Source organism: Clostridium sp. NSJ-145, assembly GCF_021044725.1.
Lineage (GTDB): Bacteria > Bacillota > Clostridia > Clostridiales > Clostridiaceae > Clostridium > Clostridium disporicum_B.
This window is the reverse complement of the sequence record NZ_JAJNOS010000001.1, coordinates 147,706-172,292: the sequence shown is the minus strand read 5'-3', so window position 1 is coordinate 172,292 and position 24,587 is coordinate 147,706. Positions and strand designations below refer to the sequence as shown.

Here is a 24,587-nt window from a genome sequence, read left to right as displayed (position 1 = left end):
GGAAATGACGATGGGTGAAGCTTTAAATGGCTTAAAAAGAAGCCTTATGTGTGGAGAACCTAGAGAAACTAATATAGGACAAAAAGTTACTCTTATGGGATGGGTTCAAAGAAATAGAAAATTAGGAGGTCTACAATTTATAGATCTTAGAGATAGAACTGGAATAATGCAAATAGTTTTTGGTGAAGAAATAAATGCTGAAAGCTTTGAAAAAGCAAAAGCTGTAAGACCAGAGTACTGTATAGCAGTTACAGGAGAAATAGTTAAGAGACAATCTCCTAATGAAAATATGGCAACTGGTATGGTTGAGTTAATGTGTGAAAGTATAAAAGTTCTTTCAGAATCTGAAACTCCTCCAATATATATAAAGGAAGATTTAGATGCAGCAGAGAATATAAGACTAAAGTATAGATATTTAGATCTTAGAAGACCTGACATGCAAAGAATTTTTATGATTAGAAGTAAAGCGGCTATGGCAGTAAGAAATTACTTAAGTGATAATGGTTTCTTAGAAGTTGAAACTCCAATACTAACTAAGAGTACACCAGAAGGAGCTAGAGATTATTTAGTTCCATCAAGAAACTATCCAGGAATGTTCTACGCACTTCCTCAATCACCTCAAATATTTAAACAATTATTAATGGTATCTGGATTTGATAGATACTTCCAAATAGCTAAATGTTTTAGAGATGAAGATTTAAGAGCAAATAGACAACCAGAGTTTACTCAAATAGATTTAGAAATGAGTTTTGCTGAGCAAGATGATGTAATGGCTATGAATGAAGGTCTTGTAGCCCATGTATTTAAAGAGGTATTAGGTCATGAAATAAAACTTCCAATTAGAAGAATGCCATTTAAAGAAGCTATGGAAAAGTACGGTTCAGACAAACCAGATTTAAGATTTGGAATGGAAATAACTGATATAACAGAAGCTGTTAAAGATATGGATTTTGTAGTATTTAAATCTGCTATAGAAAATGGTGGATCTGTTAGAGCTTTATGCTTAAAAGGTGGAGCTGATTTAGGAAGAAAGCAATTAGATAAATTAGTTGATTTTGTTAAGACATATAAAGCTAAAGGGCTTGCTTGGATTCAACTTAAAGAAGATGGGAATAAATCTTCTATAGCTAAATTCTTAACTGATGAAGTTACAGAGAACATAGTTAAAACTATGGGAGCTGAAAATGGAGATGCAATACTTATGGTTTCTGATAAAAATTCTGTTGTATTCCAAAGTTTAGGTGCACTTAGATTAGAATTAGCTAAACAATTTGATTTAATTAAAGATAAATCAGAATTTAACTTCTGTTGGATTACAGAATTCCCATTATTTGAATATGATGAAGAAGAGGGAAGATATTTTGCAGCTCACCATCCATTTACAGCACCAATGGATGAAGATTTAGATATGTTAGAATCAAACCCAGGAGCAGTTAGATCTAAGGCATATGACTTAGTTCTTAATGGTGAAGAGCTAGGTGGAGGATCAATAAGAATACATGATTCAAACTTACAAACAAGAATGTTCAAAGCTTTAGGATTTACAGAAGAATCAGCTCAAGAAAGATTTGGATTCTTAATAGATGCATTTAAGTTTGGACCACCACCACATGGAGGATTAGCATTTGGACTTGATAGAATGGTAATGTTCTTATCTGGAACAGACAATATTAAAGATGTTGTTGCATTCCCTAAAAACCAAAATGCATACTGTTACTTAAGTGAAGCACCAAACGTAGTTGATCAAAAACAATTAGATGAATTAGGAATTGCTAAAGTAGATAAAGCTGAATAATTGTAAAAGAGCTAAAGGAGATAACTTTAGCTCTTTTGTATTAATGAAGTTTACTTTTATAATCTGTTTTACAAAAGTACAAGGATAAAAAATTATATTTTGTATAAAATATATATTGTACTTACTATAGTAAAGATAGGAGGAACTTAAGATGAAAAAAGGTCCTATGAAAAATGTTAAGAGAAAACTTCATAAAGGTAAATTAAAAGGAAATCTTTTAGTTGAAATGGCTGATGATTTTATGGACTTAATTTCAAATGCAAAATTATATAAAAAGTTAACAAAGAAAAAATAGAAAAATCCCAGCTGTAAAGCTGGGATTTTATAATTAAAAAAGATTTTCTTATAATAATTTATATATTGAAATATGATTTTATAACAAAATTTCACAAATTCTAATTTAAGTGTTACAATATAGCATATGTAGGTATTAGGAGAGAAAATAATGGATAGTAATGATAAACTTAATAAAGATATTATAAATAGACTAAAGAGAATAGAAGGACAAGTTAAAGGCATACAAGGTATGGTTGAAAAAAATGTATGTTGTGATGATATATTAATTCAAGTGTCAGCTGTAAGATCTGCTATTAATAAGGTTGGAGGACTACTTATTGAGAGTTATGCAAATAATTGTTTGCAATTAGATGAAGAATCTAAAGAATATGAGAGTATAAAGAAGCTTATAAAAAATATAAATACTTTTATAAAGTAATTAGAATTACAAATAATGTAGATTATTAAAAAATAAATATATTGATATAGTTTATTAGTAAATTGATAAAAAAAATAATAAATTATTGACAAATAATTTATTAACTTGTACAATTCAAATATGAGTTAAGACATTTTGCAAATGAGATTTTATATTTCTCCTTAACTTAAAAAAGGAAATGATTTAGTTCATTTCCTTTTTTAATGTCTTTTATGTGTAGTTACTAATTTTGTTATAGTAGATACGAAAATTATTCCTAGAGCAAGTGTTCCAGCAGATGCTAGAGTATTTAAACCTAGATCTAATGAACTTGATACATTACCATTTACGGCTTCTAGCATAGTATAATACATACCACCACCAGGTACTAATGGAATAAGTGAACAAATTACTAAAGTAGTAACTGGTGTTTTTAATATTCTTGCAAATATTTCACAATAAGAGCTAAAAAATATAGCAGATATAAATAATGATGATAGCTCAGAAAAATTAAATTTTAGTGATAATGAATAGAAAAACCAACCAATAGCCCCACCAAGAGATGCAAAAAAAAGTTTTTTTCCTTTAATATTAAAAATTATTCCAAATCCTAATGTAGCTAAAAACGCTGAAAAAGTTTGAAAAATTAACATCTATATACCTCCAATATTAGATAACCAAAAGCTTAATACAGCTCCTGAACCTACTGCAATTGAGATAGCAACTAAAAAAGCCTCAGCTGCACGTGTAAGTCCTGATAATAAATCGCCAGCAATAGTATCTCTAATAGCATTAGTTATTGCAAGACCAGGAACTAATAGCATAATAGATCCTATTATAGTCTGATCAAGGTTTGCTGCTAAATTTATTTTTACAAGTATTATCGCTAAGAATGAAGCTACAGCAGCAGATAGACTATTTATAAAAAATTGATTTATTTGCATATCACTTCCTTTTATTGTTATGAATTTTATAATAAATCCTATTATAAAAGCTGCTAGAAAGTCTTTCATATTACCACCAAATAATATAGCAAAACCTGCAGCACCTAAAGCTGAGAAAAGTAATGTTATATTATTTGAATATCTTTCACTAATATTTATTTTTTGAAGCTCAGACTTAAAATCTTTAACTGAAAGATTCTTTGTAAGAATATTTCTAGATAAGTCATTTACTAAATCGATTTTATATAAATCAACAGTTCTTTTTGACACTCTCTTAATTAGAGAATAGGTTTGACCTTTATGGCAAATAGAAGCCATAATTCCTGTTGGAGTAGCAAAACTTTCTGCTTCTTCAGCACCAAAAGCTTTACAAATTCTACAAATTGTTTCTTCAACTCTATAAGTTTCTCCACCATTTTCAAGAATCATTTGTCCTGCAAAAGTAGCAACTTGAAGTATTTCATTCATAATTATCTCTCCTAAATTAATTTTACTTATGTATTATAACATTAGATAAGAGAAAAAAACAGTTGATATGTATTTAGAAAAAAATTATAATTTAGAAAAAAAGAAAAAGGTGATGAGAATGAATTTTAATAATTTAAAAGATAGTGATAAAGAAATTTTTGATTTAGTTCAAGGTGAATTAGATAGACAAAAAAATGGAATAGAGTTAATAGCTTCAGAAAATTTTACATCTAAAGCTGTAATGGAAGCAATGGGTTCTTATCTAACAAATAAATATGCGGAAGGATATCCAAATAAAAGATATTATGGAGGATGTCATATAGTTGATACAGTAGAAGAAATAGCACGAGAGAGAGCCAAAAAGTTATTTAATGCTGAACATGCTAATGTACAACCACATTCAGGATCACAAGCTAATATGGCTGTATATTTTTCAGTATTAAATCCAGGAGATACTGTATTAGGAATGGATTTAAGTAACGGGGGACATTTAACTCATGGGTCACCAGTAAATTTTTCAGGAAAGTTATTTAAATTTGCTTTCTATGGTGTAGATAAAATTACAGAAGAGATAGATTATGAAGAAGTTAGAAGAATAGCTGTAGAAACAAAACCTAAGCTTATTGTAGCAGGAGCTAGTGCTTATTCTAGAATAATTGATTTTAAAAAATTTAGAGATATATGTGATGAGGTAGGAGCTATTCTTATGGTTGATATGGCTCATATAGCTGGATTAGTTGCAGCAGGGGTACATCCTTCACCTATTCCATATGCAGATTTTGTTACATCCACAACACATAAAACATTAAGAGGACCTAGAGGTGGATTAATTTTATGTAAAGAAAAGTATGCTAAAGAATTAGATAAGAATATTTTTCCAGGGATGCAAGGTGGACCACTTATGCATGTTATAGCAGCAAAAGCTGTGTGTTTTAAAGAAGCTTTAGAAGAAGAATTTGTTACTTATATAAATGATGTAGTTAAAAATTGTAAAATCCTTTCAAGAGAATTAATTAATTTTGGATTTAAGATAGTATCAAATGGAACAGATAACCACCTGTTATTAGTAGATTTATCTAATAAGAATATTACAGGAAAAGAGGCAGAGAAACTATTAGATAGTATTGGAATTACTGTAAATAAAAATACTGTTCCGAATGAAACAAGAAGTCCGTTTATTACTTCAGGTATTAGAATAGGAACTGCTGCTGTTACAACAAGAGGATTTAAAGAAGAGGATATTATTGAAGTAGCTTCAATAATTAATGATGCAATATCTAATAGAGATTTAGATTTAGGAGAGTTGAAAAATAGAGTAACAGCTTTATGCGAGAAGCACCCATTATATAGTTAAAGATTAATTAAAGTTAATGATTAATTATGGAAAAGTATTATTTTGAAATAAAGCTTTAAAGTTTATATCTATATGGATTATAGTATAAATAAAATATTAAAATATAAATGATAAGCAATGGAGGAAAATATGAGATTAATATCTTGGAATGTAAATGGAATAAGAGCTTGTGTGCAGAAAGGATTTCTAGAGTTTTTTAAAGAAGTAGATGCAGATATTTTTTGTATTCAAGAAAGTAAATTACAAGAAGGACAAATAAACTTAGAGTTAGAAGGATATTATCAATATTGGAACTACGCAGAAAGAAAAGGATATTCAGGAACAGCAATATTTACAAAAGTTAAACCTTTAACTGTTTCATATGGAATTAATATTGAAGAGCATGATAAAGAAGGTAGAGTAATAACATTAGAATTTGATGATTATTATGTAATTACTGTATATACTCCAAATTCACAAAATGAATTAGCTAGATTAGATTATAGGATGAAGTGGGAGGATGATTTTAGAAACTATTTAAAAAGCTTAGAAAGAAATAAGCCTGTAATTTTATGTGGAGATCTAAATGTAGCACATAAAGAGATAGATTTGAAAAATCCTTCTACAAATAGGAAAAATGCTGGATTTACTGATGAAGAAAGAGAGAAGTTTTCTACTTTACTAAATTCAGGATTTATAGATACATTTAGATATTTTTATCCAGATTTAACTGGAAGCTATTCTTGGTGGTCATATAGATTTAATGCAAGAAAAAATAATGCTGGATGGAGAATTGATTATTTTGTAGTATCAGAAGCTTTAAAAGATAAGTTAGTTAGTGCTAAAATACATACAGAAATATTTGGTTCGGATCATTGTCCAGTAGAACTAGTAATTAAATAAGTTTAAATCAGAAATATAGATATAAGTAAAAATAATACTTATGTCTATATTTTTTATTATTATTCAATAATTTATATGTATTTGGGCAAACTTAATTTGAAAGTGTTATTTATAAGAATTTTTATAATATAAAAGTTAAAGGAGGTTATTGATATGAATAAAGCTTTCATAGCAATGCTATTAGCAACATCAATTATATTTGCAGGGTGCACATCGAAAGGGGTAAATGATGGAAGTAATACTTCAAATAATACTTCAACTAGTCAAAGTGAAAATAAAACGAATGATTCTAGTATAGGAGAAAATGTAAATGTTGATACAAAGGTAACTACAGCTGAAGAGGCAATGAAATTATTAGAAGATGGGAATGCTAGATTTCTAAGTGATAAAAGTGAGCTAAGAAATATAGATTCTGCACGAAGAAATGAGCTTAAGGATGGGCAAAATCCTTATGCTGTTATAGTTTCTTGTTCAGATTCAAGAGTAACACCTACAACTATATTTAATGCTGGTTTAGGAGAGATATTTGATATAAGAATAGCTGGAAATATTGTTGATGATGATGCATTAGGATCTATTGAGTATGGTGCAGAACATTTACATAGTCCTCTTATTGTTGTTATAGGGCATCAAAGTTGTGGAGCAGTAACTGCAACTTACAACAGCGTAGTAAAAGGTGAAAAAGCTACAGGACATATTGAAGATATAGTTGAAAAGATTGAACCAAATGTAAATTCAAATGGAACAATTGATGATGCTATAAGAGCTAATATAGATTCAGTAGTAAAAGAGATATCTGAGGATGAGATAATAAAAAATCTTATAAGTGAAGGCAAGGTAAAGGTAGTTGGAGCTTATTATGATTTAAATGGGAAAGTAACTTTTAACAAATGAAAAAATGAATAAAAAGAGTTATCTTTGGAAAAATAACCTATATGTAATGAATTTATTGTAAATTTATACATAACAAAATAGCAAGGAGGAATTTGTTTTGCATTTAACTATTAGAGAACAAGAAAAGTTAATGGTTGCTGTTGCGGCAGATGTAGCAAGAAAAAGAAAAAGTAAAGGCCTAAAACTTAATTATCCAGAAGCTATGGCAATAATAACTGATGAAATGTTAGAAGGCGCGAGAGAAGGTAAAACTGTAGAGCAATTAATGCAATATGGTACAACAATATTATCAAGGAATGATGTAATGGAAGGTGTTCCAGAAATGATTCATACAGTACAAGTAGAATGTACATTCCCAGATGGAACAAAACTAGTTACAGTTCATGATCCAATACAATAAGGAGGTAGAGTATGATACCTGGAGAATTAAAGATAAAAGAAGGAAATATTTTATATAATGAAGGCAAAGATGCTATAACTTTAGAAGTTGTAAATACTGGAGATAGACCAGTACAAATAGGGTCTCATTATCATTTCTATGAAGTAAATGATTCATTAGCATTTGATAGAAAAGCAGCTTGGGGAAAAAGATTAGATATTCCTTCAGGAACTGCTGTTAGATTTGAGCCTGGAGATAAAAAAGAAGTTAATTTAATAGACATTGGTGGATATAGAAGAGTTTATGGTATAAGAAACATGTGCGATGGATTCTTAGATGGAATGTCAAAAGGGAGTGGTGAAAAGTAATGAGTTTCGAAATAGATAGACATAGATATGCAGAGTTATTTGGACCAACTGAAGGAGATAGTATAAGACTTGGCGATACTGATCTTTTTATAAAAATAGAAAAAGACTACACTGGATATGGAAATGAGTGTAAGTTTGGTGGTGGAAAAACATTAAGAGATGGTATGGGGCAAAATGCGACCCAAACTAATAAGCATCCAGAAGTTGCAGATATGATAATTACTGGTGCAACAATAGTTGATTATACTGGTATATATAAAGCTGACGTAGGAATCAAAGATGGAAAAATTCTTGCTATAGGTAAGGGTGGTAACCCTGATACTATGGATAATGTTGATTTCGTAGTAGGAGTAGGAACAGAAGCACTAGCTGGAGAAGGAAGAATATTAACTGCTGGAGGAATAGATACTCACGTTCACTATATTCACCCAGGATGTGCACAAGTTGCATTAGAAGGTGGTATAACAACATTAGTAGGTGGAGGAACAGGACCTGTAGATGGTACAAATGCTGTTACTTCAACACCAGGACCTTGGAACATAAAACAAATGTTAAAATCTGCTGAAGGATGGCCTGTAAATGTTGGTATATTAGGAAAAGGAAGCGGAGCTAATATAGATGTAAATGCACAACAAATTGAAGCTGGAGCAATTGGATTAAAAGTTCATGAAGACTGGGGTGCTACAAGATCAGCTATAAATTACTCTTTGGAAACAGCTGAAAAATATGATATTCAAGTTGCATTACATAGTGATACATTAAATGAAGGTGGATTTGTAGAACATACAATTCAAGCAATTGCAGGAAGAGTAATTCATGCTTATCATACTGAAGGAGCTGGTGGAGGTCACGCACCAGACTTGATGGAAGTTGCATCTCAAATTAATGTTTTACCTGCATCAACTAATCCAACTAAACCATATACAGTAAATACTGTTGCAGAACATTTAGATATGATGATGGTTTGTCACCACTTAGATCCTAAAGTTCCAGAAGATATAGCTTTTGCTGATTCAAGAATTAGACACCAAACAATAGCAGCAGAAGATATATTCCAAGATATGGGAATATTTAGTATTATGAGTTCTGATACATTAGCTATGGGAAGAATTGGAGAAGTTGTGACAAGAACATGGCAAACAGCTTCAAAAATGAAAAAACAAAGAGGAACATTCCCTAATGATAGTGAGTATAACGACAATAACAGAGTTAGAAGATATATTGCTAAATATACTATAAATCCAGCAATAGCACAAGGAATGGATAAATATATAGGTTCTGTAGAAGTTGGTAAGTTTGCAGATTTAGTTCTTTGGGAGCCACCTTACTTTGGAGTTAAACCACATCTAATAATTAAAGGTGGAATGGCAATTAGAGGAATTATAGGAGATGCTAATGCATCTATTCCAACATGTCAACCTGTAGTATACAGAGATTGTTATGCTGCATTTGGAAAAGCAAAATTCCCAACATGTATAACTTTTGTTTCTAACTATGCATATGAACATGGAATAAAAGAAGAGTTAGGACTACAAAAAACTGTATTACCAGTTGGTGGAATTAGAAATTTAACTAAGAAAGATATGAAGTTAAACGATGCTACTCCTGAAATTAGAGTAGATCCACAAACTTATGATGTTACAGTTGATGGTGAATTAATTACATGCGAACCTGCAAGTGAATTACCATTAGCTCAAAGATACTTTTTATTCTAATTATAAGGAGAGAGCTATATGATCTTTAACCAAATAAAAGGGAATATAAGGGATATAGAAAATATAAATAATTATCATATTGAGAAAATATTTATAAATAGTGATGATACTTTAAAAAGAATTTTAAGAGTAACATCTGATCATAATAACGAGTATGGCATTGCTTTAGATAAAAATGAAGAATTAAAAGATGGAGATATTCTTTTAAATGATGGCAAAAATCTTGTAGTAATAAAAGTAAAAGGCGAAGATGTATTAGTTATTAAGCCTGATAATATTACAGAAATGGGGATAATTGCTCATTCTTTGGGTAATCGACATTTACAAGCACAGTTTAATGATGGAAAGATGATTATACAATATGATTCATTAGTAGAAGAAGAGTTAAAAAGAGATAAAATTAACTATTCAAGAGAAAATTTAAAATTAGAGAAAGCGTTCAGACATGTTGAGTTTGGACACACTCATACTCATGCACATGCAAATTGATAATGATATATTAAAACATTTAAGGGTTATCCAAATATGTGATTCTAACTTTCCTATAGGATCATTTAATCATTCTTATGGAATGGAAACTTATTTAAGATTAAAAAAAGTTTATGATACTAATACTTTTAATAGTTGGCTTGATGTTTATTTAAAAGAACAATTTATTTATAGTGATGGTTTAGCTATAAGGTTATTATATAGTTTTCTTGAAAAAAATGATATGGAATCTATATACGAACTTGATAGACTAATAACGGTTCAAACTGTAGCTAAAGAAAGCCGCAATGGAGGAAAGTTAGTTGCAAGTAGAATGATTAAGTTATTTATGGATTTATATGACTTTGATTTATTAAAAGATTATAATGATAAGTTAAGGAAAAAAGAAATATTTGGCCATCCCGCTCTAGTTTTTGGAATATTAATGTATTCTCTAAACTTTAATTTAAAAGAAGCAATAATTTATCATATGTATAGTACCGTTTCAACATTAATAAGTAATGCAGTAAGAACTATTCCCTTAGGACAGAAAGATGGGCAAATTCTATTAAAAAATTATAGTGAAGAATTTATACATCTTTATGAAAAAATAATGAATTTAGATTACGATGATTTTGGAGCTAATAGTCCAGGATTAGAGTTATCACAAATTAAACATGAAACAATGGAATTTAGATTGTTCATGTCATAGCTATAAAAATATAAAAATTAATACATATATTAATATGAATGAGGGGGTTCTCTCATTCATATTAAATAAAGATTATAAATAGAAGGGTGTTGAAAATATGAAGCCAGTTGTTATAGGTGTTGGTGGACCAGTTGGTAGTGGTAAAACTTTACTTATTGAAAGATTAACAAGAGTAATGAGCAAAGATTATAGTTGCGCAGTTATAACTAATGACATATATACAAAAGAAGATGCTAAGTTTATGGTTAAAAATTCAGTTTTATCTGAGGATAGGGTAATAGGAGTTGAGACTGGAGGATGTCCACATACTGCCATAAGAGAAGATGCATCAATGAATTTTGAAGCTCTTGAAGAATTAAAGAGTAGATTTGACGACTTAGATATTATATTTTTAGAAAGCGGAGGAGATAATTTAGCAGCAACATTTAGTCCGGATTTAGTAGATTTCTCAATATACATAATTGATGTTGCGCAAGGTGAAAAAATTCCAAGAAAAGCAGGTCAAGGAATGATAAAAAGTGATTTGTTTATTATAAATAAAATAGATTTAGCACCATATGTTGGAGCAAATTTAGAGATTATGAGAAAAGATACATTAGCTTTTAGATCCGAAAATAGTTTTATGTTTACCAATTTAAAAACAGATGAAGGAATTCAAGAAGTAATTAATTGGATAAAGAAAAATTGCTTACTAGAGGGTATTTCTTAATATGGAGCAGTTAGTAAAAAAAGAATATGCTGGTACTATTGAATTAGTATTAGAGCAAAGAGATAATAGAGTAATAACTACGAAAAAGTACTATGAAGGATTAGTAAAAGTATCTGCAAACATAAGAAATGATAGGGAAAGAATTCCAACATATTACTTGTTACAACTTGGTGGAGGATATATTGAAGGGGAAAAGTACAAAAATATATTTATCCTTAAAGATAATACTCGTGCAATAATAACTACACAAGCATCGACAAAAGTTTATAAGTGTGAGCATGGAGATAAGGTGTTACAAGAAACTACTATTGAGTTGGGGAAAAATAGTATTTTGGAATACATAGCTGATACAGTTATTTTATATAAAAATGCTATTTATAAACAAGTTAATAATATTTATTTAGATGAAAGTTCTACGCTTATTTATAGTGATGGTATTACTGCAGGATGGTCACCAGAAGGTGATAAATTTGCATATAGTAATGTTCAGCTAAAGAGTAATGTTTATATTAATAATAAAATAGTTTTATTAGATAATTTAATAGTTAATCCTAGAGAGAATGATGTAACTAAATTAGGCTTTTTTGAGGAGTATTTAAACTTTGGAACATTACTTATTATTAATAAAAATATTACTAGTAATGTTATTGAAGAATTAAGGAGAGAAGTGGAAAAACTCAATTTACCAATAGATTTTGGAATATCAGAATTAGAGGTAAATGGTTTTGTACTTAGAGTATTAGGTAACTTAACACAGCATATAGAGTCAGCCATGAGTGTTTGTCATAATTATATACGTAAAAACTTTCTAGGATCTAAGGATTTAGTTATGAGAAAAAACTAAGGATTATTATCTTAAAATAGCAAAAGATAAACTAAGAAGGAGTGATTTTATGATTATTCATGGCGATGTAGCATTTATAATTTTAGCTACAGCACTTGTTTTAATTATGACACCAGGATTAGCATTTTTTTATGGTGGATTGGTTGAAAGAAAAAATTCTTTAACTATTATGTTTCAAATATTTATTTCAATAGGAATTGTAACATTATTATGGGTATTTGGAGGATTTAGTTTAGTTTTTGGTGATGATATTGGTGGAGTTATTGGAAATCCTTTTCAATACTTTGCTTTTAAAGATATTACATATATGATTAATTTAAATTATAGCGATAATATACCATTTTTAATGTTTTTTATGTATCAATTAATGTTTGCCATAATAACAGCTCCTTTAATGACAGGAGCTTATGCAAATAGATTAACTGTAAGTGGATGGATTAAAATTTTAATAATTTGGATGATACTAGTTTACTTCCCTGTCGCTCACTGGGTATGGGGAGGAGGATTCTTAAGTAAGCTAGGATTTGTAGATTTTGCTGGTGGAGCGGTAATCCATATAACATCAGGATTTGGATGCTTAGGTGGAATATACGTCTTAGGTGAAAGAAAATACAAAAATGAGCATGGACCATTTAATTTAGGGTTAGTTGCAATTGGAGCTGCCTTGTTATTATTTGGTTGGTTTGGATTTAATGCAGGTGGAACTTTAGCAGCAGCTGAAACTGCAGCAATAGTATTTACAAATACAGCAATTGCAGGAGCCACAGGAATGATAGTTTGGGCAATTTTATATGCAATGCATAGTAAAAGAGCATCATTTTTAGAAATAATAATAGGTGCAGTTGCAGGTTTAGCAACAATAACACCAGCATCAGGATATGTAACCCCATTAAGTTCTGTATTAATTGGAGCAATTGCAGCAGTTGTATGTTTCTTCTGTGTTGAATTTGAAAGAAAAAAATGGGATGATGCTCTTGATGTATGGGGCGTTCATGGAATGGGTGGATTTATTGGTACATTATTAGTTGGTGTATTAGCTGATCCAAGAGTAAATGGGGTTTCAGCTGGTTTAAATCAATTTTTAATTCAATTATTAGGTTGTGGAATAATAATTGTTTATTCTGTTTTGATGACTTTTATTATATTCAAAGTAGTAGATAAGATTAAATCTATAAAAGTAAGTGATGAGATTCAATTAAAAGGATTAGATCAAGCGTTCTTTAAAGAAAATTATGAAACCAAGCCAGAACAATAATTGAAAAAACATAAAAAACATAGGAGGGAAAAAATGCTAGGAGTAGTTTTAATATATGTTGGAGTAGTTCTTATACTTAATGGAGTTGGAAGACTTTCTAATGTAGATGCAAAATCAGCATCAGTATTTAATGTATTTACTGGAATGCTATCATTTATATTAAATATTGTAGCAGTTATTCAAGGTAACTATTTTGCAGCTGGAACTGGATTGTTATTTGGTTTCACATATTTATATATTGCAGCAAGAGGTATATTTAATTTAGATGGTAGATTATACGGTTGGTATTGTTTATTCGTAGCAATAAATACAGTTCCATTAGCATTTATTGATGGATCAACATTAAAGTTTATTGATTTCACAATAGGAAATATATATTGGATATTTATATGGTTACTATGGGGATTACTATGGTTAACAGGTTTTATAGAATTAGTAATGAAAAAAGATTTAGGTAAATTTGTAGGATATTTATCAATTTTTGATGGTATATTTACTGCATGGATACCAGGATTTTTATTATTAATTAATATGTATCCTAAATAAAATTATATATTGGAAGAGGATTGTTACAGAAGTGTAGCAGTCTTTTTTTTGTAAGTTTTTATTTTTTATGATAAAAATTTATATCTTGTAAATAATTATATTTCACTTAATATAAAAGAGAAGATAGTATTATGTTAGAAAAAGTGTCTTATGGGGAAGAATATGTTAATAATAAATATTATGGTAATTTAATATGAAGTATTAACAAGAATAGAATTAGATGTTATATTAATAGATGTCGAATTAAAAAGAAATATTTTTTAATATAAATAAAAAGAAAATGAAAGATGTGATTAAATGGAGAATAAATTTTTACCTATAAGTAAAGAAGATATGATAGAAAGAGGCTGGGAACAGTGCGATTTTATTATAGTGACAGGAGATGCGTATGTAGATCATCATAGTTTTGGAACTGCTATAATTTCAAGAGTTTTAGAAAATGAGGGATATAAAGTAGGAATAATTCCTCAACCAGATTGGCATAGTACAGATGATTTTATGAAACTTGGAAGACCGCGTTTAGGATTCTTAGTAAATGCAGGTAATATGGATTCTATGGTTAATCATTATACTGTAAGTAAGAGATTAAGAGAAAAGGATCTATACTCTCCAGGTGGAAAAATGGGACTAAGACCAGATAGAGCTACAATAGTTTATTGTAATAAAATAAGAGAAGCTTATAAAAATATAAATATTTGTATTGGTGGAGTAGAAGCTAGTTTAAGAAGATTTGCTCATTATGATTATTGGGCTGATAAAGTAAGAAAATCTATTTTAACTGATAGTGGAGCAGATCTTTTAATTTATGGAATGAGTGAAAAACAAATTGTTGAAGTAGCAAGATGCTTAAATGAGGGATTTGATGCAAAATATATTAGACACGTACCAGGAACTTGCTATTTAGTAGATGACTTAGATGAAGTATATGAAGAACATATAGTTATTCCTTCATTTAAAGAAGTATCAACAGATAAAATAAAGTATTGTGAAGCTTTTAAAGTTACATATCAAGAACAAGATCCTATAAGAGGAAGAACTATAGTACAAGATCAAGGTGATAAATATTTAGTAGTAAATAAGCCAGAAGTTATATTAAATAGGGAAGAACTAGATGCAGTTTATGATCTTCCATTTACAAAACAATATCATCCATCATATGAAGAGGCAGGAGGAATTCCTGCTCTAGAAGAAGTTAAGTTTAGTATTATGAGTTCAAGAGGATGTTTTGGAAATTGCTCATTCTGTGCAATTACATTTCACCAAGGAAGAGCTGTTGAAAGTAGAAGTAAAGAGTCAATAGTAAAAGAAGCTAAAGAAATGACAGAGATGAAGGATTTTAAAGGGTATATACATGATGTTGGTGGACCAACAGCTAACTTTAGAAAACCAGCATGTAAACATCAGTTAACTATAGGTGCATGTAAAGTTAAGCAATGTCTAAGTCCAAGTCCATGTAAGAATCTAGAAGTAGATCACAAAGAATTTTTAGATGTTTTAAGATCTGTAAGAAAACTACCTAAAGTAAAAAAAGTTTTTGTACGATCTGGAATTAGATATGATTATGTTATGGCAGACAAAGATGATACATTCTTTAAGGAATTAGTAGAACATCACGTAAGCGGTCAGTTAAAAGTAGCACCTGAGCATGTATCAGAAGAAGTTTTAAAACATATGGGAAAACCTGCAGGAAAAACATATGAAGAATTTAGACAAAAATTCTTTAGAATTACTGAGAGATTAGGAAAGAAGCAATATATTATACCTTATTTAATGTCTAGTCATCCAGGAAGTACATTAAAAGAAGCTATAAAACTAGCAGAATATTTAAGAGATATTAAATATCAACCAGAACAAGTTCAAGATTTTTATCCAACACCAGGAACGTTATCAACAACTATGTTTTATACTGGATTAGATCCAATAACTATGAAAGAAGTATATGTTCCAAAAAGTAAAGAAGAAAAGGCTATGCAAAGAGCATTATTACAATTTAGTAAGCCTAAAAATTATAATATAGTTTATGATGCTTTAATGAAAGCTGGCAGAGAAGATTTAATTGGAAATGGGCCAAAATGCTTAATTAAATCAAAAGAGCAAAGATACAAAGAGGCACATGGTTTAGTGAGGAAAAAATCAAGTAATAACAATAAAAATAAAGAGTCTAATAATAGAAAAAATTCTAAAAATAGCTCAAAGCATAAAGGAAAAGATATTAGTAAAGGAAGAGAAAAATCTAAAAAGAGAAGATAATTAATAAAAAAGTTTACAGATTAAGTCTGTAAACTTTTTTTATAATTAATTTTTAATTGAACATAATTTACAAATATTTAATGTTTTCCCGTCTTCACCTTTTTTTGTCCATACTAGTTTTACTCTTTTTCTTCCACATACTGGACAAGTGCCCCTCCAACCAGGAATAGTTTTAATATACTTACCTCTTTTTTGTTTACTCATTTTTCCTCTCTCCTTTTTATTAACATTACATTACATTATATTAAGTAAAAGGAGATTTATGACTAAAATAACAAGGATAATTATTTTTAAAAATAGCAAAATAATAATGATAATACTTTTAAGGAGGAATGTAATATGCAAAGAAAAAAAATAGACATAGCTTTAGCAAATACTGTTGCAAAAAAGATGATAATAGATGGAGATCCTTGGGATGAAATAATGAGAGAAACTCACTTAAGACTTAAAGATCTTAAAAGAATTCAAAGAGATCAAATAGACACACATTTTTAATTTTATATACAACTTCCACTATTTATTTTTACCAATATGATTAACTATATACATATTAAGAGATGTTTTATAAAAGGAGGAAAATATGAAAAATAATAATAGAAGAGACTACACAAAAGATAATTATTTAAGGAATGGCACAAAAACTCAAAATCAATATGCTAAAAGTAGCTTTAATACTACTATAGAAGAACCAGAGTTAAATGAAAGTGGAGTAGAAGCTAAAAAAAGAGGTTTTTAAAATTTTAAAGTCCCTTAATTGGGACTTTTTAAACTTAAAATAAAAATATAATTTAAATTGACATAATAAAAAAATATATATTCTATAATAAAAATTCTTTTCATATTATTATATAAAAGAATTTTTAAAGGGAGAGTATATATGAATTTAGTAGTTTTTGCACCAGTAGGTGCTACACTAGCATTACTTTTTGCTGTATATTTTACTCGTATTATATTTAAGGTTGATGAAGGTACGGATAAGATGAAGTATATTGCGAATAGTATAAGAAGTGGAGCTAATGCATATCTAAAAAGACAATATAAAGGAGTATCCTATTTTTTTATAGGAATGTTTATAATTTTATTTATATTGGCTCAATTTAATTTTGTTTCAATCTTTGTTCCTTTTGCATTTATAACTGGAGGATTCTTTTCAGGTCTTAGTGGATATCTAGGAATGAAGATAGCAACTAATGCAAACTCAAGAACTGCAAATGCATGTAGTAAAAGTTTAAATAGTGGGTTGAGAGTTGCTTTTTCAAGTGGAGCAGTTATGGGCTTAGTTGTAGTTGGACTAGCATTATTAGATTTAAGTATTTGGTATTATATTTTAAATTGGTATTATAAAGCATTACCTATGGCAGAAAGAATAGGTTATATAACTTCATCTTTATTAACTTTTGGAATGGGTGCATCTTCTATGGCATTGTTTGCAAGAGTTGGTGGAGGAATATTTACTAAAGCTGCAGATGTAGGAGCAGATTTAGTAGGAAAGGTAGAGATAGGAATACCAGAAGATGATCCGAGAAATCCAGCAGTAATAGCTGACAATGTTGGGGATAATGTTGGGGACGTTGCAGGAATGGGAGCTGACCTTTATGAATCCTATGTTGGATCAATTGTATCTTCGTGTGCATTAGCTGTATCAGCAGGACTTTCTATAAATGGTGTAACAGTACCATTAGTAGTTGCATCTGTTGGTATTATTGCATCTATTATAGGAACGTTTTTTGTAAAATCTAAAGAAGATGTATCTCAAAAAGTATTGTTAGGTGCTTTAAGAAGGGGAGTATATTTTTCTTCAATAATAATAGCAATTGTTTCTTATTTTATAGTTGTAAATATTCTTGGAAAAGAACATATAGGAATATATTTTGCTATTTTAAGCGGACTAATAGCTGGATTATTAATAGGATTTTTTACTGAATATTTTACAAGTGATCATTATAAACCTACTAAATCTATAGCAAAGGCTTCTGAAACAGGACCAGCTACTGTTATAATAAATGGATTATCTGTAGGAATGTTATCTACTGCTTGCCCAGTAGTTATAGTAAGTATATCAATTTTAGTTAGTTATATTTGTGCAGGAGGATTAAATAATTTTAATCAAGGTCTTTATGGTATAGCTATATCGGCTGTAGGTATGTTATCTACTTTAGGTATAACATTAGCTACAGATGCATATGGACCTGTAGCTGATAATGCTGGTGGAATAGCAGAGATGGCAGGATTAGATAGAGAAGTTAGAAAGAGAACTGATGCATTAGATTCATTAGGGAATACAACAGCAGCAACTGGTAAAGGATTTGCTATTGGTTCAGCAGCTTTGACAGCATTAGCTTTTATAGCTGCCTATAAGGATTCAATAGAATCTTTAGTTATAAAAAACAATTTGGATTTTACATTTGATTTATCTATATTAAATCCTCAAGTTTTAATAGGTATTTTTATAGGTGGTGCAGTAACCTATGCATTTTCATCACTTACAATGAGTGCAGTAGGAAAAGCTGCAAGTAAGATTGTTGTTGAAGTAAGACGACAATTTAAAGAAATAAAAGGTCTTATGGAAGGTAAAGCAGAACCGGATTACGCATCATGTGTTGATATATGTACAAAGTCAGCATTACATGAGTTAGTTAAAATTGCAATAATAGCTGTAGCAACACCGCTAATAGTTGGATTGATTTTAGGACCAAATGGAGTTGCAGGATTGTTATGTGGTGCAACTGTATCAGGTTTTGTACTAGCTGTTATGATGTCAAACTCAGGTGGATCTTGGGATAATGCTAAAAAATATATTGAAGCAGGAAATTATGGAGGAAAAGGATCAGAATCTCATAAAGCAGCTGTTGTTGGTGATACAGTAGGTGATCCATTTAAAGATACGTCAGGACCAGCATTAAATATATTAATTAAGCTTATGTCAGTTGTTTCAATAGTATTTGGATTAGTAGTAGTAACATTCTCATTATTTTAATATTTATAATACTTTTCTATTTTGCTAATACTATTCTTGAGTAAAGTAAGAAAGGAGAAATAAGTATGGATAGAGTACATTATAATGTTACTGGATTAATAAATAATTCCACTAAGACTCAAATAAAAAATGCATTAGATAAGATAGACGGTATTCAAGAGGTATGTGTTGATCTTGGTAGAAGTAGTATTGAAGTGGCCTTTAATGAAAGTGTTACTGAAGCAGAAGTAAGAAATTGTATTGAAGAAACAGGATTTTCAATAGAATAATAAAAAGAAAAGGAGCAACTTTTGCTCCTTTTTTTAATAATATACATCTATAAAGTGAAATCTTATATTTTTATTGCTCCATCCTAAATCATAAGGAACTAACAATCTATCTGTATTGTGACATGTAACTAAAGGGTAACCTTTAGAATCAAGTCCAGTTACTGTTGAGATATGAGTTATACGTCCTTTCTTTTCATAGGCTACTATATCACCAGGTCTTAATTGAAATGCTGATTTATATGTTTCTTGGTAGCTACCCTTAGCTATGTATGAGCCTCTTCCGCTACTTATAATATAATTTTTAAATCCTTGAGCATTTACCCAAGCTTTAGTTGCATCGCCTTTATTATAATTCCAATAATCATTTTTTTTGAAGCCACCACCTTCATAAAGAATTTGAGATGCAAAGTTTGCACAATCGCCACCTTCAGGATTAAAATTTCTGTAATTAGGATTATACTTAAATAAAAACTCTTCATTATCTGAAACTCCGCAATATGTATGTGCATAGTCTATGGCTTTTTGACAACGTTCATTAATGGTAAACTCAGGTTTTTTGCAAGATAATATATAATCTTTTATTTCATCAGATTTAATATTTTCAAGATTTAAAGAATCAGCTAACGGATCTGTATACCATTCCTTTGTTATTATATAACGGTCTCCTTCTTTTCGTAAATTTAAATAATGATAAGTTCCAAGCTTAAATCTGTTTTGTTCAGATGGGGAGTCTAGATAACTATAGTAGAATTCAGTAGATACATAACATATTACTCCAAAAAGGTTAGGTTCTTTTTCTTTTACTTTTTTAACCTTTAAGATCGAATTGATTCTATCGAATTTTGCTCCTTGTTTCTCAGACCAATTTGAAAAATATTGAATTTTTGTAGTTTCATTTTCATATGCCCATTGCCCAACTTTTTTAGTTAAGTCGTAAAAGTCTTTTAAACCTTCAGTATCTTTAGATAGTATAGCAGAATTTCTATTTAAAAATAAGTTTTCTAATAAAGCTTGAAATTGATTTTTTAATTCTTCAGAATTATCTGTATTATTTTTTAAATCTATTATTTCCTCTTTCATAACAGTTAACTCATCTTTAGATAATGGGGTGGCAAAACAAATAGTATTAATATTATAAATTGCTAGGAAAAGAACTAATATAATCTTAAGTCTAAAGCTATTATGATACACATCTAGTCCTCCTTTTTTAAAAACGAAATTATGATAATAGTTTGCTCTAATTTGTTTTTTTATATGTAGTAATAATTTTTATATGTTTTTTTAAATAACCTTTAAAGAAAATTTTACATAGGATATAAAAAGAAATTTTATGAAGGGTTATTTATGAAAAACAAATTAGACTATTTATATGATAATGCTTTTACTATACCTTTTGATGATTCATCAAAATTAGTATTTATATCAGATGTTCATAGGGGTGATGGAACGTATTTTGACTCATTATTACCTAATGCTAATATATATATTACTGCTTTAAAATATTATTTAAGAAATGGATATACTTATATTGAAGTTGGAGATGGAGATGAATTATGGAAGAATAAAAATTTTAATGAAATAGCATATACATATGAAGAAGTATTTAAAATATTTAATAAATATAAGAAGAAAGATAATATTTATATAATTTATGGTAATCATGATATAATTAAAAGAAATAAAAAATTTAAGGATATTCAAGAGAATGCATTAAAGAAAATTGGTGCTGACTATGGAAGAGAATTTTTAAAATTTATAGAGGATATAGAATTTTATCCAGGATTGAATATGTTATATACACCATTAAATGAAAAGTTTTTAGTTACTCATGGGAATCAAATGGATTTTGGCAATAATGAATTGTGGTTTGTAAGTAGATTTTTGGTAAGATATATTTGGAAATTTTTATTTGGAATCGCAGGGTTTAGAGATCCTTCAAGCTCAGCTAAAAATAAGACAAGAAGGACAAGAGTAGATTTAGAACTACAAAATTGGGCTAGAGATAATGGGAAGATGTTATTGTGTGGACATACACATAATAGTAGATTTCCAGGTGAATTTGAACCACCATATTTTAATGATGGATGCTGTATATTACCTTATGCAATGACATCTATAGAGGTAGAAGGAGGAGATATAGCATTAATAAAATGGAGTGTTGATGCTCAAGATTCAGGAGTATTATGGGTAAAAAGAAAGATTATTGGTGGGCCAAGAAAGATTTCCACATTTTTATCATGGGCTAAGGAAGAAAGATTACGAGTTAATAGAGAAAATAATAAGAAAAAGAGGTAAGGGGATAATGATAGATTTACATTGTGATACAGCTGCTAGATTATATTATGAAGGTGGTAAATTAAGTGAAAATAAATATTCTGTAGATATAATGAAGTTAAAAAAAGGTGGAGTTAATGCACAAGTTTTCGCTCATTTTATAGATATGAACAATTGTAGAAATCCTTATGAGGAATTTCTGAATATGTATAATAACTTTTTAAAAGAATTAGATGAAAATAAGGAAAGTATTAATATAGTAACTAATATAAAAGAGTTAGAAAAGGTCAATAATGAAGGAAGAATAGGGGCATTTTTATCAATAGAAGAGGGGGAAGTTCTAGAAGGAAAAGTTGAGAGAGTAAAAAAAATATATGATTTAGGAATTAGGATAATTACCTTAACATGGAATTTTCCTAATAAAATAGGATATCCTAATATAGATTTTCTTTATAAAGATAAAGGCTTAACCCCGTGTGGTAGAGAAATTGTAGCTGAAATGGAGAGAGTTGGAATAATTCCAGATGTATCACATTTATCTGATAAAGGTTTTTTTGATGTATTAGAAATATGTAAGAAACCTTTTATTGCATCACATTCAAATGCAAGAGAAATAAAAAATCACCCTAGAAATCTTACAGATAATATGATAAGAAAATTATCTGAAAGAGGAGGTGTAATGGGAATGAACTTCTGTAGCAATTTTTTAGGTGAATATGAGATATCAAGGTTAGATGATATAGTTAGACATATTGATTATATAAAAAATGTTGGTGGTATAGACGTAATTGCTATAGGAAGTGATTTTGACGGAATTAGCAACAAGGTGGAGATTGAAGATATTAGTAAAATGGATATGCTAGCATATAGGTTAAAAGATAAAGGATACAAAGAAAGTGAAATTGATAAAATATTTAGTAAAAATGCATTAAGAGTATTTAATGAAGTATTAAGATAAAAAGATATTTTTATAAGAATTTACTTTATATTTCATTAATAGTAAAATAAACTTGAAATTAAAGTATAAAACTAAAAGACGGTGATAAATTTTATGGGAAAACTAACAGGAAAAGTTGTACTAGTTACTGGTGCATCAAGAGGTATTGGGAGAGCTATAGCTCTTGAATTAAGCAAGCAGGGAGCAAGTATAGCAATTAATTTTTCTAAGGATGTAGAAGGAGCAGAGAGTACATTAGAGGAAATAATATCTGATGGTGGATATGGAAAGTTATACAAAAAAGATATTTCGAGTGCTATAAATTGTAAAGAATTAATCCAAGATGTTGTAAGTACATTTGGTAAAATAGATATATTAATAAACAATGCAGGAATATCAAAAGTTGGATTATTTATGGATTTTGAAGATGATAGCATTGAAGAGTTGATAAATACGAATTTATTAGGTGCTATGTATTTATCAAAATATGCAATAGCTAATATGATTTCAAGGGGAAGTGGAAATATAATTAATATTTCTTCAATTTGGGGAGATGTTGGAGCATCTTGTGAGGTGGTATATTCAGCATCAAAAGGTGGTATAAATTTATTCACTAAAGCATTAGCTAAAGAGGTAGCATCATTTGGAATAAGGGTTAATGCTATAGCACCTGGGGTAATAAATACAGATATGAATAATTTCTTAGATGAAGATGAAAAGAGTGATTTAATAAATGAAATTCCTCAAGGTCGTTTTGGTGAATGTGATGAAATTGCAAAAGCTGTATCTTTTTTATGTGATGATAGCTGCAAGTACCTAACAGGTCAAATAATAAGAATAGATGGTGGAATAATATAAATAATATTTTAGGTTAAGATGGTGGAAACAGATGATAAAGGTTAAAATAGATAAAAATAAAAGGGGAGAACCTATATTTAAATTAGGATACAAAGAATTAGATGATAAAGAGTTAAGATTTTTAAAAAGGGCAATAATGGAGGGAAAAGAAATAAAAGGTATGTTCAAATATGAAATACCATTAAGATTTTTTATTCCTATTTTTAATAATATTGATAAAGATAATATTAAAGTAGATAGGTATAGTAAAGTTGAGTTTTTAGAGTTTTCTGATTTTTATGATGAAAAATATTTTTACTCCTTTGAAGTTACTCCTAAGTATATGAAAAAATGGAGAGAGGAAGGTTGTCCTAATATATTCAAAATTCAAATAGATAAAGATTCTATGGAAATTAAGAAGGAAATAATATTTAAAAAGATAAGTAGAATTTAAAGGAAGCTAGTATAGCTTCTTTTTTTATGTTAAAATTTAAAAAAATAGTTTTTATGCAAACTATTTTTACTGAAAGTATTGATAAGATAGTCTAATTATAATAATATATATTTCTAGAGAAAAATTATTAGTTGGAGGTTGTTATGAAAAAGTATGTAAATTTATCAATTTTTTATTTAGTATTAGGATTAGTATTTGGGGTATTTTTTAGAGAGTTTACTAAACTTAATGGTTTTATAGGTATAACGACGTTAAGTGCATTACATGGACATGCATTAATACTAGGCTTTATATTCTTTTTAATAGTCCTTATATTAGATAAGTTATTTGAAATATCAAAGGCTAAAGCATATAAAGGATGGTTAATAGCTTATAATGTTTCATTAGTATTTATGTTAATAACATTATTAGTTAGAGGTATTTTACAGGTTAATGGAAGTGATTTTGCTGGATTAAGTCATATTGCAGGATTAGCTCATACTATGTTAGGATTATCATTTATTTGGTTTGCAACTATATTATATAAAAAGGTAAAATAAAGATAAGCTGTGGCATTTGCCAC

The 24,587-nt window shown here is 28.9% G+C and carries 29 protein-coding genes; 25 read left to right on the top strand and 4 right to left on the bottom strand.

Going from position 1 to position 24,587, the window contains the following annotated elements:
* Positions 1-10: 10 nt before the first annotated feature.
* The 3 genes from aspS (at position 11) to LQE93_RS00905 (ending at position 2,510) form a co-directional block, all read left to right on the top strand.
* Positions 11-1,795 (top strand): aspartate--tRNA ligase, encoded by a 1,785-nt coding sequence (gene aspS, locus LQE93_RS00915; protein ID WP_231071646.1) that lies wholly within the window; start codon positions 11-13, stop codon positions 1,793-1,795.
* Positions 1,796-1,946: 151 nt separating this feature from the next.
* The gene (locus LQE93_RS00910; RefSeq protein ID WP_156334270.1) at positions 1,947-2,090 is read left to right on the top strand and encodes a hypothetical protein; all 144 of its coding nucleotides are present in this window, start codon (positions 1,947-1,949) and stop codon (positions 2,088-2,090) included.
* 150 nt (positions 2,091-2,240) lie between these two features.
* Positions 2,241-2,510, top strand: coding sequence for a metal-sensitive transcriptional regulator (locus LQE93_RS00905; protein ID WP_055268153.1), 270 nt, complete (start codon positions 2,241-2,243; stop codon positions 2,508-2,510).
* Positions 2,511-2,710: 200 nt separating this feature from the next.
* Here LQE93_RS00905 and LQE93_RS00900 read toward each other — a convergent pair whose 3' ends face one another.
* Both LQE93_RS00900 and LQE93_RS00895 read right to left on the bottom strand, forming a co-directional pair.
* Positions 2,711-3,142 (bottom strand): threonine/serine exporter family protein, encoded by a 432-nt coding sequence (locus LQE93_RS00900; protein WP_055268151.1) that lies wholly within the window; start codon positions 3,140-3,142, stop codon positions 2,711-2,713.
* A complete protein-coding gene (locus tag LQE93_RS00895) occupies positions 3,143-3,907 on the bottom strand; it encodes a threonine/serine exporter family protein (protein ID WP_055268149.1) in 765 nt (254 codons plus the stop codon).
* A gap of 112 nt (positions 3,908-4,019) precedes the next feature.
* On the opposite strand from LQE93_RS00895, the gene glyA reads away from it, so the two are divergent.
* The 13 genes from glyA to LQE93_RS00830 all read left to right on the top strand — a co-directional run bounded on the left by glyA (position 4,020) and on the right by LQE93_RS00830 (position 16,277).
* Entirely contained in the window at positions 4,020-5,255 is a 1,236-nt protein-coding gene (gene glyA, locus LQE93_RS00890; protein ID WP_055268170.1) for a serine hydroxymethyltransferase, read from the top strand.
* Between the two features lie 129 nt (positions 5,256-5,384).
* Entirely contained in the window at positions 5,385-6,137 is a 753-nt protein-coding gene (locus LQE93_RS00885) for an exodeoxyribonuclease III (protein WP_055268147.1), read from the top strand.
* A 153-nt stretch (positions 6,138-6,290) separates the two neighbouring features.
* On the top strand, positions 6,291-7,031 hold the full coding sequence (locus LQE93_RS00880) for a carbonic anhydrase (RefSeq protein ID WP_055268145.1): 741 nt from the start codon (positions 6,291-6,293) through the stop codon (positions 7,029-7,031).
* Between the two features lie 97 nt (positions 7,032-7,128).
* Complete coding sequence (locus tag LQE93_RS00875; RefSeq protein WP_055268143.1) at positions 7,129-7,431, top strand: urease subunit gamma; 303 nt, start codon at positions 7,129-7,131, stop codon at positions 7,429-7,431.
* Between the two features lie 11 nt (positions 7,432-7,442).
* Positions 7,443-7,778 carry an urease subunit beta gene (gene ureB / locus LQE93_RS00870; protein WP_055268141.1) on the top strand — a complete coding sequence of 112 codons (336 nt, stop codon included), beginning with the start codon at positions 7,443-7,445 and terminating at the stop codon, positions 7,776-7,778.
* Positions 7,778-9,493, top strand: a complete 1,716-nt coding sequence (gene ureC / locus LQE93_RS00865) for an urease subunit alpha (protein ID WP_055268139.1) — start codon at positions 7,778-7,780, stop codon at positions 9,491-9,493. The genes ureB and ureC overlap by 1 nt, the downstream gene beginning before the upstream one ends.
* Positions 9,494-9,511: 18 nt before the next feature.
* Complete coding sequence (locus LQE93_RS00860) at positions 9,512-9,982, top strand: urease accessory protein UreE (RefSeq protein ID WP_186838838.1); 471 nt, start codon at positions 9,512-9,514, stop codon at positions 9,980-9,982.
* Positions 9,966-10,673, top strand: a complete 708-nt coding sequence (locus LQE93_RS00855; RefSeq protein ID WP_055268135.1) for an urease accessory protein UreF — start codon at positions 9,966-9,968, stop codon at positions 10,671-10,673. The genes LQE93_RS00860 and LQE93_RS00855 overlap by 17 nt, the downstream gene beginning before the upstream one ends.
* Before the next feature lie 97 nt (positions 10,674-10,770).
* Positions 10,771-11,382, top strand: coding sequence for an urease accessory protein UreG (gene ureG, locus LQE93_RS00850; RefSeq protein WP_055268133.1), 612 nt, complete (start codon positions 10,771-10,773; stop codon positions 11,380-11,382).
* Position 11,383: 1 nt separating this feature from the next.
* Positions 11,384-12,226, top strand: a complete 843-nt coding sequence (locus LQE93_RS00845; RefSeq protein ID WP_231071644.1) for an urease accessory protein UreD — start codon at positions 11,384-11,386, stop codon at positions 12,224-12,226.
* A gap of 49 nt (positions 12,227-12,275) precedes the next feature.
* Positions 12,276-13,481, top strand: coding sequence for an ammonium transporter (locus tag LQE93_RS00840; protein ID WP_055268129.1), 1,206 nt, complete (start codon positions 12,276-12,278; stop codon positions 13,479-13,481).
* Positions 13,482-13,514: 33 nt separating this feature from the next.
* Positions 13,515-14,027 carry an AmiS/UreI family transporter gene (locus tag LQE93_RS00835; protein WP_055268127.1) on the top strand — a complete coding sequence of 171 codons (513 nt, stop codon included), beginning with the start codon at positions 13,515-13,517 and terminating at the stop codon, positions 14,025-14,027.
* 297 nt (positions 14,028-14,324) lie between these two features.
* A complete protein-coding gene (locus LQE93_RS00830; protein WP_055268125.1) occupies positions 14,325-16,277 on the top strand; it encodes a YgiQ family radical SAM protein in 1,953 nt (650 codons plus the stop codon).
* Between the two features lie 45 nt (positions 16,278-16,322).
* On the opposite strand, the gene LQE93_RS00825 is transcribed toward LQE93_RS00830, so the two are convergent.
* Positions 16,323-16,481, bottom strand: coding sequence for a hypothetical protein (locus LQE93_RS00825; protein WP_172675781.1), 159 nt, complete (start codon positions 16,479-16,481; stop codon positions 16,323-16,325).
* Positions 16,482-16,616: 135 nt separating this feature from the next.
* Between LQE93_RS00825 and LQE93_RS00820 the strand changes: the two genes are divergently transcribed.
* The 4 genes from LQE93_RS00820 (at position 16,617) to LQE93_RS00805 (ending at position 19,523) form a co-directional block, all read left to right on the top strand.
* Entirely contained in the window at positions 16,617-16,772 is a 156-nt protein-coding gene (locus LQE93_RS00820) for a hypothetical protein (protein ID WP_172675780.1), read from the top strand.
* 85 nt (positions 16,773-16,857) lie between these two features.
* Entirely contained in the window at positions 16,858-17,013 is a 156-nt protein-coding gene (locus LQE93_RS00815) for a hypothetical protein (protein ID WP_172675779.1), read from the top strand.
* 141 nt (positions 17,014-17,154) lie between these two features.
* Positions 17,155-19,254, top strand: coding sequence for a sodium-translocating pyrophosphatase (locus LQE93_RS00810; protein WP_055268123.1), 2,100 nt, complete (start codon positions 17,155-17,157; stop codon positions 19,252-19,254).
* A gap of 65 nt (positions 19,255-19,319) precedes the next feature.
* A complete protein-coding gene (locus LQE93_RS00805; protein ID WP_231071642.1) occupies positions 19,320-19,523 on the top strand; it encodes a heavy-metal-associated domain-containing protein in 204 nt (67 codons plus the stop codon).
* A 33-nt stretch (positions 19,524-19,556) separates the two neighbouring features.
* Here LQE93_RS00805 and LQE93_RS00800 read toward each other — a convergent pair whose 3' ends face one another.
* Complete coding sequence (locus LQE93_RS00800; RefSeq protein ID WP_442870528.1) at positions 19,557-20,714, bottom strand: amidase domain-containing protein; 1,158 nt, start codon at positions 20,712-20,714, stop codon at positions 19,557-19,559.
* Between the two features lie 153 nt (positions 20,715-20,867).
* Between LQE93_RS00800 and LQE93_RS00795 the strand changes: the two genes are divergently transcribed.
* The 5 genes from LQE93_RS00795 to LQE93_RS00775 all read left to right on the top strand — a co-directional run bounded on the left by LQE93_RS00795 (position 20,868) and on the right by LQE93_RS00775 (position 24,564).
* Positions 20,868-21,818, top strand: coding sequence for a metallophosphoesterase (locus LQE93_RS00795; protein WP_186839636.1), 951 nt, complete (start codon positions 20,868-20,870; stop codon positions 21,816-21,818).
* Between the two features lie 7 nt (positions 21,819-21,825).
* Positions 21,826-22,755, top strand: a complete 930-nt coding sequence (locus LQE93_RS00790) for a dipeptidase (RefSeq protein ID WP_231071640.1) — start codon at positions 21,826-21,828, stop codon at positions 22,753-22,755.
* A gap of 93 nt (positions 22,756-22,848) precedes the next feature.
* On the top strand, positions 22,849-23,592 hold the full coding sequence (ymfI, locus tag LQE93_RS00785) for an elongation factor P 5-aminopentanone reductase (RefSeq protein ID WP_231071638.1): 744 nt from the start codon (positions 22,849-22,851) through the stop codon (positions 23,590-23,592).
* Between the two features lie 31 nt (positions 23,593-23,623).
* Positions 23,624-24,025: a hypothetical protein gene (locus LQE93_RS00780; protein WP_055268111.1), complete on the top strand. Its 402-nt coding sequence runs from the start codon at positions 23,624-23,626 to the stop codon at positions 24,023-24,025.
* Between the two features lie 143 nt (positions 24,026-24,168).
* A complete protein-coding gene (locus LQE93_RS00775) occupies positions 24,169-24,564 on the top strand; it encodes a DUF2871 domain-containing protein (RefSeq protein WP_055268109.1) in 396 nt (131 codons plus the stop codon).
* Positions 24,565-24,587: the final 23 nt, after the last annotated feature.